This is a genomic window from Nocardiopsis flavescens (genome assembly GCF_900141985.1).
Lineage (GTDB): Bacteria > Actinomycetota > Actinomycetes > Streptosporangiales > Streptosporangiaceae > Nocardiopsis > Nocardiopsis flavescens.
Genome location: NZ_FQZK01000015.1, coordinates 44,260 through 60,356, shown reverse-complemented (window position 1 = coordinate 60,356; position 16,097 = coordinate 44,260). Strand labels below are relative to the sequence as shown.

General features: G+C 73.4%; 15 protein-coding genes and 1 other RNA gene. 9 read left to right on the top strand and 7 right to left on the bottom strand.

Annotated elements, in window-relative coordinates; genetic code table 11:
• Positions 1–19: 19 nt before the first annotated feature.
• A complete protein-coding gene (locus BUE45_RS21975; protein WP_073381284.1) occupies positions 20–1,360 on the bottom strand; it encodes a DUF2252 domain-containing protein in 1,341 nt (446 codons plus the stop codon).
• A gap of 93 nt (positions 1,361–1,453) precedes the next feature.
• On the opposite strand from BUE45_RS21975, the gene ffs reads away from it, so the two are divergent.
• Positions 1,454–1,549: signal recognition particle sRNA small type (gene ffs, locus BUE45_RS21970), an RNA gene on the top strand.
• Positions 1,550–1,657: 108 nt separating this feature from the next.
• A complete protein-coding gene (locus tag BUE45_RS21965) occupies positions 1,658–3,844 on the top strand; it encodes a DNA polymerase III subunit gamma and tau (protein WP_073381283.1) in 2,187 nt (728 codons plus the stop codon).
• Positions 3,845–3,870: 26 nt separating this feature from the next.
• On the opposite strand, the gene BUE45_RS21960 is transcribed toward BUE45_RS21965, so the two are convergent.
• A complete protein-coding gene (locus BUE45_RS21960) occupies positions 3,871–4,494 on the bottom strand; it encodes a TetR/AcrR family transcriptional regulator (protein ID WP_073381282.1) in 624 nt (207 codons plus the stop codon).
• A 111-nt stretch (positions 4,495–4,605) separates the two neighbouring features.
• Here BUE45_RS21960 and BUE45_RS21955 point away from each other — a divergent pair, with 111 nt between their 5' ends.
• On the top strand, positions 4,606–4,815 hold the full coding sequence (locus BUE45_RS21955; protein WP_073381281.1) for a DUF6243 family protein: 210 nt from the start codon (positions 4,606–4,608) through the stop codon (positions 4,813–4,815).
• Between the two features lie 98 nt (positions 4,816–4,913).
• Here BUE45_RS21955 and BUE45_RS21950 read toward each other — a convergent pair whose 3' ends face one another.
• Positions 4,914–6,122 (bottom strand): methyltransferase domain-containing protein, encoded by a 1,209-nt coding sequence (locus tag BUE45_RS21950; protein WP_073381280.1) that lies wholly within the window; start codon positions 6,120–6,122, stop codon positions 4,914–4,916.
• Between the two features lie 106 nt (positions 6,123–6,228).
• Positions 6,229–7,392 carry an oxidoreductase gene (locus BUE45_RS21945; RefSeq protein WP_073381279.1) on the bottom strand — a complete coding sequence of 388 codons (1,164 nt, stop codon included), beginning with the start codon at positions 7,390–7,392 and terminating at the stop codon, positions 6,229–6,231.
• A 70-nt stretch (positions 7,393–7,462) separates the two neighbouring features.
• Here BUE45_RS21945 and BUE45_RS21940 point away from each other — a divergent pair, with 70 nt between their 5' ends.
• From BUE45_RS21940 to BUE45_RS21920, 5 genes are all read left to right on the top strand, one after another.
• Positions 7,463–7,873, top strand: coding sequence for a MerR family transcriptional regulator (locus BUE45_RS21940; RefSeq protein ID WP_073381278.1), 411 nt, complete (start codon positions 7,463–7,465; stop codon positions 7,871–7,873).
• Positions 7,874–7,928: 55 nt separating this feature from the next.
• On the top strand, positions 7,929–8,261 hold the full coding sequence (locus BUE45_RS21935; protein ID WP_073381277.1) for a YbaB/EbfC family nucleoid-associated protein: 333 nt from the start codon (positions 7,929–7,931) through the stop codon (positions 8,259–8,261).
• Between the two features lie 244 nt (positions 8,262–8,505).
• Entirely contained in the window at positions 8,506–9,105 is a 600-nt protein-coding gene (gene recR / locus BUE45_RS21930) for a recombination mediator RecR (RefSeq protein ID WP_073381276.1), read from the top strand.
• 180 nt (positions 9,106–9,285) lie between these two features.
• Entirely contained in the window at positions 9,286–10,557 is a 1,272-nt protein-coding gene (locus BUE45_RS21925; RefSeq protein ID WP_084737616.1) for an aspartate kinase, read from the top strand.
• Positions 10,554–11,612 (top strand): aspartate-semialdehyde dehydrogenase, encoded by a 1,059-nt coding sequence (locus tag BUE45_RS21920; RefSeq protein ID WP_073381275.1) that lies wholly within the window; start codon positions 10,554–10,556, stop codon positions 11,610–11,612. The genes BUE45_RS21925 and BUE45_RS21920 overlap by 4 nt, the downstream gene beginning before the upstream one ends.
• Before the next feature lie 75 nt (positions 11,613–11,687).
• Here BUE45_RS21920 and BUE45_RS21915 read toward each other — a convergent pair whose 3' ends face one another.
• Entirely contained in the window at positions 11,688–12,422 is a 735-nt protein-coding gene (locus BUE45_RS21915) for a GntR family transcriptional regulator (RefSeq protein WP_073381274.1), read from the bottom strand.
• A gap of 238 nt (positions 12,423–12,660) precedes the next feature.
• Between BUE45_RS21915 and BUE45_RS21910 the strand changes: the two genes are divergently transcribed.
• On the top strand, positions 12,661–13,116 hold the full coding sequence (locus BUE45_RS21910) for a PLD nuclease N-terminal domain-containing protein (RefSeq protein ID WP_394328540.1): 456 nt from the start codon (positions 12,661–12,663) through the stop codon (positions 13,114–13,116).
• Between the two features lie 362 nt (positions 13,117–13,478).
• Here the strand turns inward: BUE45_RS21910 and BUE45_RS21905 are convergent, their stop codons facing one another.
• Both BUE45_RS21905 and BUE45_RS21900 read right to left on the bottom strand, forming a co-directional pair.
• A complete protein-coding gene (locus BUE45_RS21905; RefSeq protein ID WP_073381273.1) occupies positions 13,479–14,264 on the bottom strand; it encodes a cupin domain-containing protein in 786 nt (261 codons plus the stop codon).
• Between the two features lie 220 nt (positions 14,265–14,484).
• Positions 14,485–15,600 (bottom strand): rRNA adenine N-6-methyltransferase family protein, encoded by a 1,116-nt coding sequence (locus BUE45_RS21900; protein WP_073381272.1) that lies wholly within the window; start codon positions 15,598–15,600, stop codon positions 14,485–14,487.
• Positions 15,601–16,097 lie beyond the last annotated feature (497 nt).

Genomic DNA, 16,097 nt, shown 5'->3' with positions numbered 1-16,097 from the left:
ACCGGTTTCCCCGGGCCGTTCAGCCGTGGCTGGAACGCACCCCGGAAATGGCGTTGTTGCGGAAGGCGTCGACGAAGAGCGCGTGGTCGGCGCGCACCTGGGCGGCGTAGGAGTGGGCGAACGCGGAGCACCAGTCCGCGAACTCCTTCTCGCGCCCGGCCAGCACGTTTGTCACCGCCTCCTCCACCTGCCACCCCACCAGGGAGTCGTCGGCGTGGGAGTCGGACACGCAGTGCGCCTTGGCGGTGGCCCGGCCGAGGTAGTCGAGCACCGGCGCGATGTCGGCGGGCTCGGTGAGCCCGTCCCAGTCCAGGTCGGTGGTGTAGGGGGAGACCTCGCTCACCACGAACCCCCGGCCGTCCATCACGGTGTGGCCGAGCAGCGGGTCGGTGTGCGCCTGGAGCGCCCGCTGGGACACGGCGGTGCGGTGGCCGTGGTGCTCGAAGGCGTCCATGATCTCGGGGTCGCGCACCACCCGGGAGGGGGCGGCGACGTTGCCCTGCTTCATCGACAGCACCAGGTCGTTCTCCCAGGCCTCGGAGGGGCCCTCCACCAGGAACGTGTACGCGGGCAGCCCCGCGGACCCGATGCCGAACCCGCCGCTGCCGACCACGTCCTTGACCTCGTAGCTGAGCGAGCCGTTGCGGTGGTCGGAGGGGATGGTGTCCAGGTAGGAGCGGTAGGCGGCCATCGCCCGCTCGCGCTCGCCGTCGTCGAGCCGGCGCACGTTGGGGCCGTCGCGGAACAGTCGGGAGTACCCCTGCCTGCGGGTCATGGACAGGAGCATGTCGGACCGGCTGTTGAGCCGGGCCCGCTGGAGGACGTCGTGGACCGTGCCGTCGGTGGTGTCGAGCTTGAGGGAGAAGTCGCGGTCGCCGCCGTTCTCGGCGAACGCCGCCACCTGGGCGACGTAGGAGTCGACGCAGCGGCGGACGAGGCCGTCGATGTCCTCGTCGGACAGGGCCTTGCGCCAGGAACTCAGGGCGATGCTGGCCGACAGCCGCAGCACGTCCCAGGTGAAGCGGCCCAGGTAGGCCTCGTCGAAGTCGTTGACGTCGAACACGAACCGGCCGGTCGCGTCCATGTAGGTGCCGAAGTTCTCGCTGTGCAGGTCGCCCTGGATCCACACCCGGGAGGTGCGCTCGTCGGCCCACGGGTCCTCGGCGTCGCCGACGTCGGCGTAGAACAGGGCGGCGCTGCCGCGGTAGAAGGCGAAGGGGTCGGCGGCCATCTTGCGGAACTTGATCCGGAACGCGGCGGGCGCCCCGGCCATGAGGTCGGCGAAGGCGTCTTCGAGGACGGAAACGATGAGGTCGCGACGGCCGGGGGACCGGTCGACCGGGGAGTGAGGGTCGAACATGTGCTCATCATCCCGTGATGTCCCGCTCCGTGCCACGGCGCGGCCGGGGTCGGCCGCTTGCCCGAGCACCCCGGTGTTCGGATAGACTTCGGGGCAGACCCCTCGTGCGGCGTCATCTCATGAACCTCCCCAGGGCCGGAAGGCAGCAAGGATAAGTGGGCTCTGGCGGGTGCGCGGGGGGTCCTTTCTGTTTTCTCCGGCCCGGTCCACCCCCGGTTTCTCCCCGGAACCGGCGCGAGCTGTCGGTGCTCGCGGGTTGAATGGACCCGTGGCAGGGACCAGGGGAGTGATCACGCCGTGAGCATCGCGCTGTACCGCAAGTACCGTCCCGCGACGTTCGCCGAGGTGCGCGGGCAGGAGCACGTGACCGAGCCGCTGCGCCAGGCGCTGCGCAGCGGCCGCATCAACCACGCGTACCTGTTCAGCGGCCCCCGGGGCTGCGGCAAGACGACCAGCGCGCGCATCCTGGCCCGCTCCCTGAACTGCGCCGAGGGCCCCACCCCGGACCCGTGCGGCGTCTGCGACTCCTGTGTGGCGCTGGCCCCCGACGGCGGCGGCAGCATCGACGTCATCGAGATCGACGCGGCCTCCCACGGCGGCGTGGACGACGCCCGCGACCTGCGCGAGCGCGCGTTCTTCGCGCCGGTCAGCTCGCGCTACAAGGTGTACATCATCGACGAGGCGCACATGGTGACCCGCGAGGGTTTCAACGCGCTGCTGAAGCTGGTGGAGGAGCCCCCGCCGCACCTGAAGTTCGTGTTCGCCACGACCGAGCCCGAGAAGGTCATCGGCACGATCCGGTCGCGCACCCACCACTACCCGTTCCGGCTGATCCCGCCGAGCACCCTCCGGGAGCTCATGGAGGACCTGCTGGGGCAGGAGGAGGTGTCCTACGACCCGGCGGCGCTGCCGCTGGTGGTGCGGGCGGGCGCCGGCTCGGCGCGCGACACCCTCTCGGTGCTGGACCAGCTCATCGCCGGATCGGACGACCGGGGCATCACCCGGGAGGGCGCGGTGTCCCTGCTGGGGTACACCGACTCCAGCCTGCTGGGCGAGATGGTCGACGCGCTGGGCGCCCGCGACGGCGCCGCGGTGTTCTCGCTGATCGACCGGATGGTGGAGGGCGGCCACGACCCCCGGCGGTTCGCCACGGACCTGCTGGAGCGGTTCCGTGACCTGGTGGTGCTGGCCGCGGTCCCCGACGCCCTGGAGAAGGGCCTGGTGAACGTTGCCGCCGAGGCGGCCGAGCAGATGAAGTCGCAGGCGGCCCGGCTGGGGCCGGCCGAGCTCACCCGGGGCGCCGACCTGCTCAACCAGGGGCTGACGGACATGCGCGGGGCGACCGCGCCCCGGCTGGTCCTGGAGCTGATGTGCTCGCGCATCCTGCTGCCGTCGGCCGACGGCGACCAGGGCGCGCTGCTGGCCCGGCTGGAGCAGATGGAGCGGCGCGTCGCCGCGGGCCCGGTGGCGGCGCCCGCCGCGCCGTCGGCCCCGGCCGCCCGGCCGCAGCCGCAGGCCGCGGCGCCGCAGCAGGACCGACCCGCACCCGCACCCGCTCCCGAGCCCGAGGCGTCCGCGGCCCCGCAGCGCGAGTCCGCGCCGCAACAGCCCGCGCAGCAGCCTCCGGGCCGGCCCGACCGGCCGCGCCAGGAGCAGCCGCGGGCCGCCGAGCCCGACGGCTGGGACGCCGCCCCGGCCCGGCGCGAGCCGGCCCCGGCCGCGCCCGCGCCCGCCTCGGCCCCCGCCGCGCAGGGCGGCGGCGGTTCGGCCGACCTGGGCCGGATCCAGGGCGCCTGGCCGCAGATCCTGGACACGGTCAAGGGCCTGCGCCGCTTCACGTGGATGGTGCTGACCGGCAGCGACGTCCGACCGGTCGGCATGGAGGGCAACGCGGTCGTCCTCGGCTTCTCCCGGCCCAACGAGGCCAGGGGCTTCGGTAACAGCGGCAGCGACCAGGTGGTGGCCTCCGCCGTCCAGCAGGTGCTGGGCCTGGAGGTGCGGGTGACCGCGGTGTCCGGGGGAGGCGGCGCGGCCCCCGCCCCCGCGCCCGCCCGGCGCGCCGAGCCCGCGGGCTGGGACGCCCCGCGGCCCGCCGCACAGGAGGCCCCGGCGGCCCCGGCGCAGCAGCCCCGGCAGGAGCAGCCGCAGCCCCCCGCGGCCCCGGCCGGGCCGCCGCCGGACCGGATCGCCACCGGGCTCCAGGAGCCGCCGCCGGACCCGTACGAGGACGCCGCGGGGGCGCCGCCGCCGGAGGACTTCGGCGGGCCCGAGCCGATCCGCGGGGCCGCCCGCCCCGCCGCGCCCCCCGCCCCCGAGCGGGCCCCGGCCCCGGCCGCGGCACCCGCCGCGCCGGCCGGTGCGCGCGGTGCGGGCTCCGCGGCGCCCGCCGCGCCCCCCGGCGCGGGTTCCGCGCTCATCGAGACGGAGCTGGGCGGCAAGGTCATCGAGGAGATCACGCACGAGGCCCCCGACGCGTCCCTGTGACCGGGGCCGGCCCGGCCGCCCGCGGTTCAGCCCCGCGGACGCAGGGCCCGCATCACGGTGTCGACCAGGGCGTCCACGTACGCGTGCGTCAGCTCCCCGCTGCGCATGAGCCACCGCTGCTGCACCGGTGCCAGCAGCAGGTCCACCGCCAGGTCGGGGTCGGTCCCGGCGTCGATCAGCCCCGCCTCGCGGGCCGAGAGCAGCCGGTCCCGGAACGCGCGCAGGTTGGGGCGCAGCAGCAGCTCCATCACGTTCTCGGCCAGTTCCGGATCGGTCTGCACCTCGGCGATGAACACCCGGTTGATGCGGTCCATGAGCGGGTCGGCGTACTCTTCGACGATCGCGTGCAGGACCGTGCGCAGGTCCGCGTCCAGGTCCCCGGTGTCCGGCAGCGGGTCGCCCGCGGCCCCGCCGGTCATCTCGGTGAACACGTCGAACACCACGGCGGCCTTGGTGGGCCACCAGCGGTAGATGGTCTGCTTGCCGACCCGGGCCCGGGAGGCGATCGCCTCCATGGTCAGCCGGGCGTAGCCGACCTCGCCCAGCAGTTCGCCCGCTGCCGCGAGAATGGCCCTGCGGGCCCGCTCGCTGCGGCGGCGGGGGTTCGGTGCGGGCCGCGCCGGTTCCTCCGGGGTGCTGGTCTGTGCCATACCTCCCACGGTAACCCCATAAAATGACGAGACGTATCGTCTTGCTGAAGGTAACCTTCTGGAGACCGGAACAGTACAGGGCGAGCCCGGACTCGCCCAGGGGGAGGTCCCATGGCCCGCAACAACGACAATCTCCTCGGCCAGGGCGGCGGGCGGGGCGTCTCCCGTTCCACCGCCAAGGGCGGCCGGGGCGGCCCCAGCGGTCCCAGCGCCGACGCCCAGCGCCGCAAGGAGGACCTGCTGCGCAAGATCAAGGAGCGCACCCAGGCCGACGAGCCCGGTGAGGTCAAGAACGCCGAGGGCTCCGGCGCCGCCGAGTAGCGGACCGCCGTACCGGCGCGCAGCGCACCCGGTGCCCCCGGACCGCCCCCGGTCCGGGGGCACCGGCGTTCACCGGGGCCGCCGCGGGCCCACCCCGGTCAGACCGGCCATCCGGGGTGGGCGGGCGAGTCCAGCCACACCCGGTGCGCCCCGTCCCGGTCCACCGACAGCCCGAACCTGTCGGGCGCGGGCGAGCCCAGGCGGCGCCACTCCTCCAGGGCCTCCTCCAGCTCGTCCCAGATGCTGCGCGGCCCGCCCTGCTCGATCATCCACGAGGTGCCGTAGGGGTAGACGCGCACCCACGACTCCCCGACGCGGTCGCACACCCACACCCCGGACCCGGTCCCGATCCACCGGCGGCGCAGGCGCCAGTCGGGGACCGTCACCGACAGCGCGAACGCCGACGGGAACGCCATCAGCGGCGACACCGGGTCCGTCTGGGTGAGCCGGTACTCGTCCGGCTGCTGACCGGCGTCGCGCACCGGCGGCAGCCGCGGGCCGGGAGTGCGCAGGGGCACGAACCCCACGCCGCCGTGGAAGTCCGCCCGGGCGGTCCCGTCGCCGGGGCACACCATGCGGGCGAGCACCCCGGCGCCCTCCAGCAGCCCCCAGGGGAACACGGCGACCCCGCCGGGCGCGAGCTGGTCGATCCAGGCGGGCGGGACGCGCCGCACCCCGCAGGACGAGACGATCCGGTCGTAGGGCGCCTCCGCGGGGAGCCCCCCGTAGCCGTCGCCGACGCGCACCACCGGGGCGCGGCCCTCGGCGCGCAGGGTCTCCCGGGCGGTCCGCGCCAGGCGCTCGTCGATCTCCACGGACACCACCGCGGCGTCCCCCAGCCGGTGCGCCAGCAGCGCCGTGTTCCAGCCGGTGCCGGTGCCGACCTCCAGCGCCTTCTGCCCGCGGGCCAGGTCGGCCAGCTCCAGCATCCGGGCCAGGACGGTGGGAGCGGCGCTGGAGGAGGTCGCCCTGCCGGAGGACGGCCGCCGCTGCACGGGCACCCCGCCCTCCGGGTCCGGCCGGTCCCGGAGGGCGTGCCCCTCCTCCCCGGCGTCCTCCCGGGGGGTGAGCACGCCGGGCTCGTCGACCCGGGTGACGATGGCGTTGTCCGCGTAGACCGCGGACAGCCACAGATCGGGATCGCTGGCCGCGTTGAGCGCGGTCCCGTGCGCGGTCAGTGCCCCGGTCTCGGGTATGAACCGGTGCCTGGGCACCGATCGGAACGTCTCGATGAGCGAGGCGTCGACCAGGGTCCCGTCCGCGATCATCGCCTCGATCAGCGCCGAGTGGCGCTCTCGTGCGGTCAACACGTCCTCGACCCCCGTGCCTGTTGCTGTGGCCGGCGGTGCGCGCACACCGCCGGTACGGTCCGCGCCCTGAGAGGCACGATGTGAACCGGCAGTGATTTTATCGCTACTCTTCGGCGTTTTCTCTGGTGGAAACGGACGTTCGGAGAGTTGCGACCGCATCGTGCCGGGGAAGGTCCACGTATCCGTGCGGTCCGCTGCCGTAGTGGTAGTCCTTTCCCCGAATCGGCGCCCATGCCACCCCGGCGGCGAGGCGCTCCACCACGTCGGGGTTGAAGATGTAGGGCCGCCCCACCGACACCAGGTCCGCCCGGCCCGACGCGACGAGCGCGGTGGCGCTCTCCCGCGTGGTCTCGACGTGCTCCCCGGTGTTGCCCGCCAGGGTGCCCGCCCACCGGGGCCGCAGGTCGTCCAGCGCCGGGTACCGCGGGTCGTCGGTGACGTGCAGGTAGGCCAGGCCCAGCGGGGCCAGGGCCGCCAGTAGCGCCCGGTACACCGGTGCGGGGTCGCGCTCCGCCATCCCGCCCTCCCGGTTGCCGGGGGAGACGCGCAGCCCCACCCGGTGGGCCCCGATCGCGTCGGCCGCCGCCTCGACCGCCTCCACCGCGAACCGGATGCGCCCCGCGACCGGGCCGCCGTACCGGTCGGTGCGCAGGTTGGTGCCGTCGGCCAGGAACTGGTGCACGAGGTAGCTGTTCGCCCCGTGGATCTCGACCCCGTCGAACCCGGCGCGCAGCGCCCGGCGGGCCGCCTCCGCGTGGCCCTCCGCCAGGGCCCGCGCCTCCCGTGCGGACAGCGCCCGCGGGACCACCGGGTCGGCCTTGCCGTCCAGGGTGTGCACCCGGCCGGGGGCGGCCACGGCCGACGGGGCGACGGGGGACCCGCCGCCGGGGAGGTTGGCGGGGTGGCCGTTGCGCCCGCCGTGCATGAGCTGGGCGAAGATCCGCCCTCCCGCGGCGTGCACGGCCCCGGTCACCGGTCGCCACGCCTCGATCTGCCCGGGGGTGTCCAGCCCCGGCTGGAGGGGGTGGATGCGCCCGCCGGGGTCCGGGGCGATCCCCTCCGAGACGATGAGCCCGGCCCCGGCGCGCTGGCCGTAGTACTCGGCCATCAGCGGGGTGGCCGCCCCGTCCAGGTCCGCGCGCAGCCGCGTCATGGGGGCCATGACCACGCGGTTGGCCAGGGGGGTTCCGGACAGGTCGTAGGGGGTGAGAAGCGGGTGGTCGGTCGGTGCGGTGCGCGCGGTGGCCCGCGCCTTCGTCGTCTCCATGCCGTGAGCGTAGAATCTGACACGGATGTGAGATTCAAGGGTTTGTGACGCAGCTCATGGGGAGGACGCGGTGAGGATCGGCGAACTGGCCAGGCGCAGCGGAGCCAGCCCCCGCTCCCTGCGCTACTACGAGGAGCAGGGCCTGCTGGCCGCCACCCGCTCCCCGGGCGGGCACCGGGAGTACGCCGAGGACGCTGTCGAGCGGGTCGAGCGCGTCCGCTGCCTGTACGCGGCGGGGCTCAACAGCGACACGGTCCGCCGCATCATGCCGTGCATGTACGCCAATGAGAGCGGGGGCCCCGCCCCCGACCTGCTCGACATGTTCCTGGCGGAGCGCGAGCGCATCGAGGCCGCCATCGGCTCCCTGGAGAAGAGCCGCGCCGCCCTGGACTCGGTCATCGGCGAGGCCGTCGCGGCCCGTGCGGCCGCGGGCCCGACCAGCTCTCCGGGACCGGTTACTCTCACAGGCATACGGACATGACATCGAGACCCGGCACCGCGGGTGCGACGAGGAGACGGCCGTGAACCCTGGCGGAATGGACATGCAGGCCCTGCTCCAGCAGGCCCAGCAGATGCAGCAGCAGCTCGTGGAGGCCCAGGAGGCCCTGGAGAGCGCCGAGGTGGAGGGCACCTCCGGCGGCGGCCTGGTCAAGGTCAAGCTGAGCGGGCGCGGACAGGTCGAGGACATCACCATCGCCCCCGCGGCCGTGGACACCGACGACGCGGCGGACACCGCCGAGACCATCGCGGACCTGGTCCTGGCGGCCATCCGCGACGCCGAGGCGCAGGTGGAGCGGCTCCAGCAGGAGAAGATGGGCCCGCTCACCCAGGGCCTGGGCGGCGGCATGCCCGGCCTTCCCGGCTTCTAGGGGACGCCCGGCGGGCGCCGCCGCCCGGCCCGGCGCCCCGCGCCCGCCGGTGCGGACGGCCCCGCCCCCCGGGACCCGCGGCCCCTCCCGGCCGGCCCGGGAGGGGCCGTGCGGGCGCCCCGCCCCGGCGTGCCGCCGCGGCGGCGGTCCCGCGCGTACGCGGAAGGTCGCCGTTCCCTATACGGTGGTGGTACGGGGTGACGGACCGCCCCGCGACACGACGGTCCGACCGAATGGGCAGGCGATGTACGAAGGCGCGGTGCAGAATCTGATCGACGAGCTCGGGCGTCTGCCCGGCGTCGGTCCGAAAAGCGCGCAGCGCATCGCCTTCCACCTGCTGTCCGCGGAGCACGCGGACGTCAAGCGCCTGGTCGGCGCTCTGGTCGAGGTCAAGGAGAAGGTCCGCTTCTGCTCCGTCTGCGGCAACGTCGCGGAAGAGGAGCAGTGCCGGATCTGCCGTGACACCCGTCGCGACCCCGCCGTCATCTGCGTGGTCGAGGAGTCCAAGGACGTCGTCGCCGTCGAGCGCACCCGCGAGTTCCGCGGCCGCTACCACGTCCTGGGCGGGGCCATCAGCCCGATCGAGGGCGTGGGCCCGGACGACCTGCGGGTCAAGGAGCTCATGAAACGCCTCGCCGACGGCGAGGTCACCGAGCTGATCCTGGCGACCGACCCCAACCTCGAGGGGGAGGCCACGGCCACCTACCTCGCCCGCCTGGTCAAACCCATGGGTCTCAAAGTGACCCGGTTGGCCAGCGGCCTTCCCGTCGGCGGCGATCTCGAATACGCCGACGAGGTCACTCTGGGACGCGCCTTCGAGGGGCGCCGCAGCCTGGAGTTCTAGCTCACATTTCGCCGTAACCGGCCCGAAATATGAGTACTCTCCCGTTCACCGGGTAACCCGTGCCCGGTGCGCCGGTACGCCCCGAACCGTCCCGTCCCAGGTGGGACGGGGTGACGGCGGTGCCGCCGGTTACACTCCATTGCAATCCTCTGTGAACCCAACTCCTCAGGAGCATCGACCGTGGCCTTGATCGTGCAGAAGTACGGTGGGTCTTCCGTGGCCGACGCGGAAGCCATCAAGCGAGTAGCCCAGCGGATCGTCGCTCAGAAAAAAGCGGGGTATGACGTCGTCGTCGTGGTCTCGGCCATGGGCGACACCACCGACGAGCTGATCGACCTCGCGGAGCAGGTCTCCCCGATGCCCCCGGCGCGCGAACTCGACATGCTGCTCACCGCGGGCGAGCGCATGTCCATGTCGCTGGTCGCCATGGCCATCGCCAACCTGGGCTTCGAGGCGCGCTCGTTCACCGGCTCTCAGGCGGGCGTGATCACCACGTCCCTGCACGGCAACGCCAAGATCATCGATGTCACCCCCGGCCGCATCCGGGAGGCCGTGGACGAGGGCGCGATCTGCATCGTCGCCGGCTTCCAGGGCGTCTCCCAGGACAGCAAGGACATCACCACCCTGGGGCGCGGCGGCTCGGACACCACCGCCGTCGCCCTGGCCGCCGCCCTGGAGGCGGACGCCTGCGAGATCTACTCCGACGTGGACGGCGTGTTCACCGCCGATCCGCGCATCGTCCCCACCGCCCGGCGCATCCCCCAGGTCTCCTACGAGGAGATGCTGGAGATGGCCGCCAGCGGTACCAAGATCCTGCACCTGCGCTGCGTGGAGTACGCGCGCCGGTACAACATCCCCCTGCACGTCCGCTCGTCGTTCAGCCAGAAGCCCGGGACCTGGATCGTTTCGGAAGTCGAGGAAAGCGAAGGCATGGAACAGCCGATCATCTCCGGGGTCTCCCACGACCGGAGCGAAGCCAAGGTCACCGTCGTCGGGGTGCCCGACAAGGTCGGTGAGGCGGCCACGATCTTCAAGGCCCTCGCCGACGCCGAGATCAACATCGACATGATCGTCCAGAACGTGTCGGCGGTCTCGACGTCCCGCACCGACATCTCCTTCACGGTGCCCAAGGACTTCGGCAAGCAGGCCCTGTCCGCGCTGAAGAAGGTGCAGGAGAAGGTCGGCTTCGAGTCGCTGCGCTACGACGACAAGATCGGCAAGGTCTCCCTGGTCGGCGCGGGCATGCGCTCCTACCCGGGGGTCACGGCCCGCTTCTTCGACGCCATCGCGGGGTCGGGCACCAACATCGAGATGATCTCCACCTCGGAGATCCGCATCTCCGTCATCGTCACGGAGGACCAGATCGACGTGGCCGTCCAGGCCGCGCACACCGAGTTCCAGCTCGACGCACAGCAGGTCGAGGCCGTCGTCTACGGAGGTACCGGCCGATGAGCAACCGTCTTCCCACCCTTGCCGTCGTCGGCGCGACCGGCGCCGTCGGCACCGTCATGCTCGACATCCTGACCCGCCGCGAGAACGTGTGGGGCGAGATCCGCCTCATCGCCTCCCCGCGCAGCGCGGGCAAGGTGCTGCGGGTGCGCGGCGAGGACGTCGTGGTCCAGGCCCTGGCCCCGGAGGTCTTCGACGGCGTCGACGTCGCCATGTTCGACGTGCCCGACGAGGTCTCCAAGGAGTGGGCGCCGATCGCGGCCGCCCGCGGCGCGGTCGCCGTCGACAACTCCGGCGCCTTCCGCATGGACCCGGACGTCCCGCTCGTGGTGCCCGAGGTCAACGCCGACCAGGTCCGGAACCGGCCGCGCGGCATCATCAGCAACCCCAACTGCACCACCCTGTCGATGATCGTGGCCATCGGTGCGCTGCACCGCACCTACGGCGTCACCGACCTGGTCGTCTCCTCCTACCAGGCCGCCTCGGGCGCGGGCCAGGAGGGCATCGACGTCCTGCGCGACCAGATGGCCGCCGTCGCCGCCGACCGCACCCTGGGCGAGAAGGCCGGCGACGTCCGCGCCGCCGTGGGCGAGCTGGGCCCGTTCCCGGCGCCGCTGGCCTACAACGTCGTGCCGTGGGCGGGCTCGCTCAAGGACGACGGCTGGTCCTCCGAGGAGCTGAAGGTCCGCAACGAGTCCCGCAAGATCCTGGGCCTGCCCGACCTGCGCGTCGCGGCGACCTGCGTGCGCGTCCCGGTGATCACCACCCACGCGCTGACCGTGCACGCCACCTTCGCGGAGGAGGTGACCGCCGACGCCGCCCGCGAGCTGCTGGGCAAGGCCGACGGCGTGACCGTCCTGGACGACCCGGCCAAGGGCGAGTTCCCGACCCCGGCCGACGTGGTGGGCACCGACCCGACCTGGGTGGGCCGCATCCGGCAGTCCCTGGACGACCCGACCTCGCTCGACCTGTTCCTGTGCGGGGACAACCTGCGCAAGGGCGCGGCGCTCAACACCGCGCAGATTGCGGAGGTCGTGGCCCGGGAGTTCACCTCCTGACCCGGTAGGGCTCCGGTGGGGGCGGTCGCCGCGGCGACCGCCCCCTTCGCGTACGCGGGGCCGGGGTGCCCGGGGTCAGGGGCGCCCGCGCGGACGCGGCCGGGCCAGTGTCAGTTTGTAGAGGAGTCGACACTGGTCGGCGGTGCCGATGAGGTCGGACGTCTCCACGGGGCGGTTGCCGCTGTAGTGGGTGCGCTCCACGACCAGCACGGGGATGCCCGCGGCGGAGTCGAGCAGGACGGCCTCGGACTCGCGCAGCACCCGCACCCCGACCTCCTCCACGACCCGGTCGACGGGGTACCCGGCGGCGCCCAGGCGTTCGAGCAGGCCCGCGTCCGAGGCGGCGTCGAAGGGGGTGCGCAGCGTTCCGACGGTGAGGGCGGCGGGCTCCCAGGACCGGTGCAGGGTGATGGGGCGGCCCGCCGACAGCCCGCGGGAGGTGGTGCGGTACACCGGCTCCTCCTCCCGCAGCCCCAGGCGCTCGACGACCGGGGTCTCCCCCGGCTCCTGCTCGGTGCCCAGGGGTTCGCGGGCGAGGCGGCCCAGCCCGGAGCCCGAGGTGGAGTCGGTGCGGCAGATCCGGAAGACGTCGGGGGTGTCGCGCACGTAGTAGCCGGAGCCGGGGCGGGCCTCCACCAGGCCCTCGGTGACCAGGAGCCGCAGGGCGGTGCGGGAGATCTGCTCGCTCACCCGGTAGCTCCGGGCGAGGCGGGTGCGCGAGGGCAGCCGGGTCCCCGGGGGCATCTCGCCGCGCAGGATGGGGGCGCGGAGTTGGTCGGCCAGCCAGACGTAACGGGGTTTCCTGGTCACGGCCGCACGGCCCCGGAGCCCCGCGGACCGCCTCCGACCGTCGGGAGAGGGTGACGGAGCGGGATCGCTTCGAGGGGAGGAGAGCCCATGCTTCTCAGTAAAGCAGCGGAAAGCGCTGGTGGGGGGCGGTACCGATGAGTAGCCCACCGAGTCGGCACCAGGGAAACGCCCGAAAACAGCGAAATGGGGGTGAGTATGCCGCCATGATGATTACTCTACGTGTTGACACGCTCACAGCATGCTTGGGGGAGACATGATCGAGCACCTCACCGACCGCGTGGCACTCGCGAACACGACGTCGGACCCCGCAGGGACGGCGTTCGGCTGGCTGGCCGGCATCACGGGCATCGTCGTCATCGCCGTCGCCCTGGCGCTCGCGGTGCTGCTGGTCGCCGCCGTCATCTCGGCGCTCGTCAACGACAACACCACCGCGGGGGGCAAGCTCCTGTGGATCCTCTTCATCCTCTGGTTCCCGCTGTTCGGGGCGATCACCTGGTTCGTGGTCGGCAAGAAGGGCTACCTGAACCGGATCCTGGGGATCGACAAGGGCAAGGTGCGGCACACCAGCCCGCCCAGCGTCGGACAGCACAGCGACATCCGCGACAGCGGGCCGATCCCCCGCCCCGGCGGGGAGCACGACTTCGGCGACGGTCACTACTCCACGGGGTCCCAGCAGGCGTCCGGCCGCTTCTGACCGTCCGGCGCCCGACGCCCCCGCCCCGTCTCCGATCGTCACCTCACCTCTTCTCACGGCGGTCGCGCCCGAGCAGCGCGGCCGGCCACCCGTGCACCGCGCCCGGGGCCGCCGGGCGCACCGCCGCCGTGGGCGGCCCCGGTGCGAAGGGCGCCGTCGTGCCGGACGCGGGCCGACCCGGGCCACGGCCGCGCGCCGTGCGGCCCGCGGCGTGCCCTCCGAGGCCAGGGGGACGGTCCGGCCACCCCCGCTGCCGGGGCCCCGGGGTCCGGCGCCGCCGGGCCCCGGGGAGGCCTCCGGCCCCTGCCCGGCCCGGGACCCCGGACGGCGCGGTCTTGGGGGATCCCCGGATCACGCCGGCCTCAGACCGCCTCGAAGTCCGCGAAGTCGAAGCCCGGGGACACGAAGCAGCCCACCAGGACCTCTTCCGCGGTCGCGGGGTGCGCCGACCGCCAGGTGCCCGCGGGCACCTGCACCTGGAGGGACTCCCCCGCCTCCAGGCCGGAGCCCAGGGTCTCGCCGCCCTCCGGCACCGGTGCGGGCCCGGTGCCGCCGAACTCCAGGCGCAGCGGGCCGCCGCGCTGGAACACCCACACCTCGTCCGAGCGCACCCGGTGCCAGCGCGACTCCTCGCCCGGGCACAGCAGGAAGTGGATGCCGGTGGCGCTGGGCCGCGGGCCGGGGTAGCCCTCGGGGCGGACCTCCACCCGCGACCTCCAGGTCTGCCGGTACCACCCGCCCTCGGGGTGGGGCAGCAGGTCCAGGGCCTCGGCGGTCGCCGACCGCTCCTGGACCGCGGTGAACCGGCCGCCGGGATCGCGGCGCAGGTGGCGGACCGCCACCACCGCGTCCCGCGGGATCGCGCCGTACACGTGCGGGAAGAGCACGTCCGGGTCGGCCCCGGGCGGCGGTGCCGGGTCGGCCGCCTCCCAGCGGGTCCCGATCCCCCGGGAGTCCAGGGCAGCGGTGTCCACGACCAGCGCGACCAGGGGTTCGGCCGCCGCGGCGTAGAACGCGTTGGCGACCGCCAGCAGGGTCTTCTCGTCGGGAGAGGCGTGCACGAAGCCTTGGCTCGCCAGGGAGTCGGCTTCGACGTCGCCGTCGGCCTTCCAGCGCTCCAGCTCGGTCATGTGCAGGATGAGGGTCATGCGGCGTCCCCTACCCCTTCGGGCGTCAGGGACTCCCCACCACACCGAGGCCGTGGTGGCAGAGGTGGTAGGCGGGACGCCCGTTCTCGCGGTCGAGCTGTTCGGCCCCGTCGGTGGGGGAGGAGACCGGGGGAGAGACGATGCCCGGGCCCTCGGGCAGTGGTCCCCGGGGCAGTGCATGGGCGGGGACGGGCCGCGGGTCCGGCGTCCGCCGGACCCGTCATGCGGGGTCTGCGCCGCAGGACGCCGGGTGTTCCCACGTGCCCAGGCGGGAGCGGAGGGTGTGGGCGCCGCTTTCCGCGTCCGCTTCGAGGGTGAACGTGTCCAGGCCGGGCCAACCCGCGTCGTCCAGCGTCGTGTACGCCTCGGTGAGGGTGGTCAGTGCCCTGGTCCCGTTGCAGGTGGCCGAGCCGTCCGGCAGGATGTGCGCCCAGTCGCCGCCTTCTCCCACCGCTACGACGGGTGCGGTCCCGTCCTTCCAGGGGCGGCCTCCCACGGCGATGTACAGCTCCGGACAGGTGAGGACGAGACGGGTCAGCCGGTCGTTGCGGAGGAGGTCCCGTGACCCTTCGGGGAAGGTCGTGCGATCGGTGGCCTCCTCTCCGTTGCCGGGGAACCTCCGTCGGGCACCGCGCTGCCCGCGGTCGCGCATGAACGAGGCGTCCCGGACCAGCGGGCCGGCGGCGGTGGCGGGCCCCGTCCTGCGCAGCGCGGCGACGGGGGTGGGACCGCCCTCGGGGTAGGGCGCCCAGGGGACCACCAGCCGGGCGCCGTCACCGACGCGTTCCACCCAGGCGAGGGGAAGCCGCTGGACCGCGCACGTGGCGATGAGGGCGTCGAAGACCTCGGGGCCGCCCGGGTCGGTGCCGGTGACCACCTTCACGCCGGTCCCCGCCAGGCGCTCCCGGGCGTGCGCGGCCACGCCGGGGTCGATCTCCACACTGGTCACCGACCCCGTGGGGCCTACGAGGGTGGAGAGGATGGCGGCGTTCCACCCGGTGCCCGTGCCGATCTCCAGCACCCGCATGCCGGGTTCGATCTCCGCCGCCCGGAGCATGTCCGCCATGAGCTGGGGTGCGGAGGAGGACGACGTGGGGATGTTCACGGGTCCGGTGCCGCCGTCGTCGGCCTGCGTGGTGACGTAGTCGTCCGTGTAGACGCGGGCCGCCCACCGTTCGGGGTCCTCGGCCCGGTCGAGTGCGTCCCCGACCGCATCGGGCCAGATCACGTCCGGGATGTACCCGTGCCGGGGGTGGGACGAGAAGGCGGCCCGGATCTCGTCGGTGGTGTCCAGGCGTTCCGTCAGAAGGGCGTGCGCCCGGTCGAGGTCGGTCACTTCCTCATACCTTCCCGGTCCCCTTGCACAGCGGGCACCGCACGGGCTCTTTGTCCTTCCACGGCCCCTGCCCGTCCCCGCCCGGGAAGATCCACCCGCCTCCCCCGCAGTTGTCGCAGTCGGCCGCACGGGGAATGAACGGCTCAGGCGGCTGCGGCAGAGGTGACGTGTGCTCGGCGGGAGTTCCCCGACCAACTGATCGGAGCGGGTGCGCAACCAGCTCCGTACCTGAGATCCCTGGACGGTCCATGACAGCTCCCGGTCCGTACCAGCGCCGGTCACATAGGAAGGATCCGAGACGGCGTCCGGCAACAGTTCGTCGACCGGTGCCCAGAGCCACCAGCCCGGCGGTGTCCTCGCGTCGATCTCCCATGAGATCCCCTTTCGCTGAACCTGGGGACAAGATATGGAAGAGGCCGCTGCCCGGGTGCGAAAATTCTCATCTATTCGCTTGATGAACTTGCGTTCGGGTGTGGGGAGAATAAATGAGAATAAGC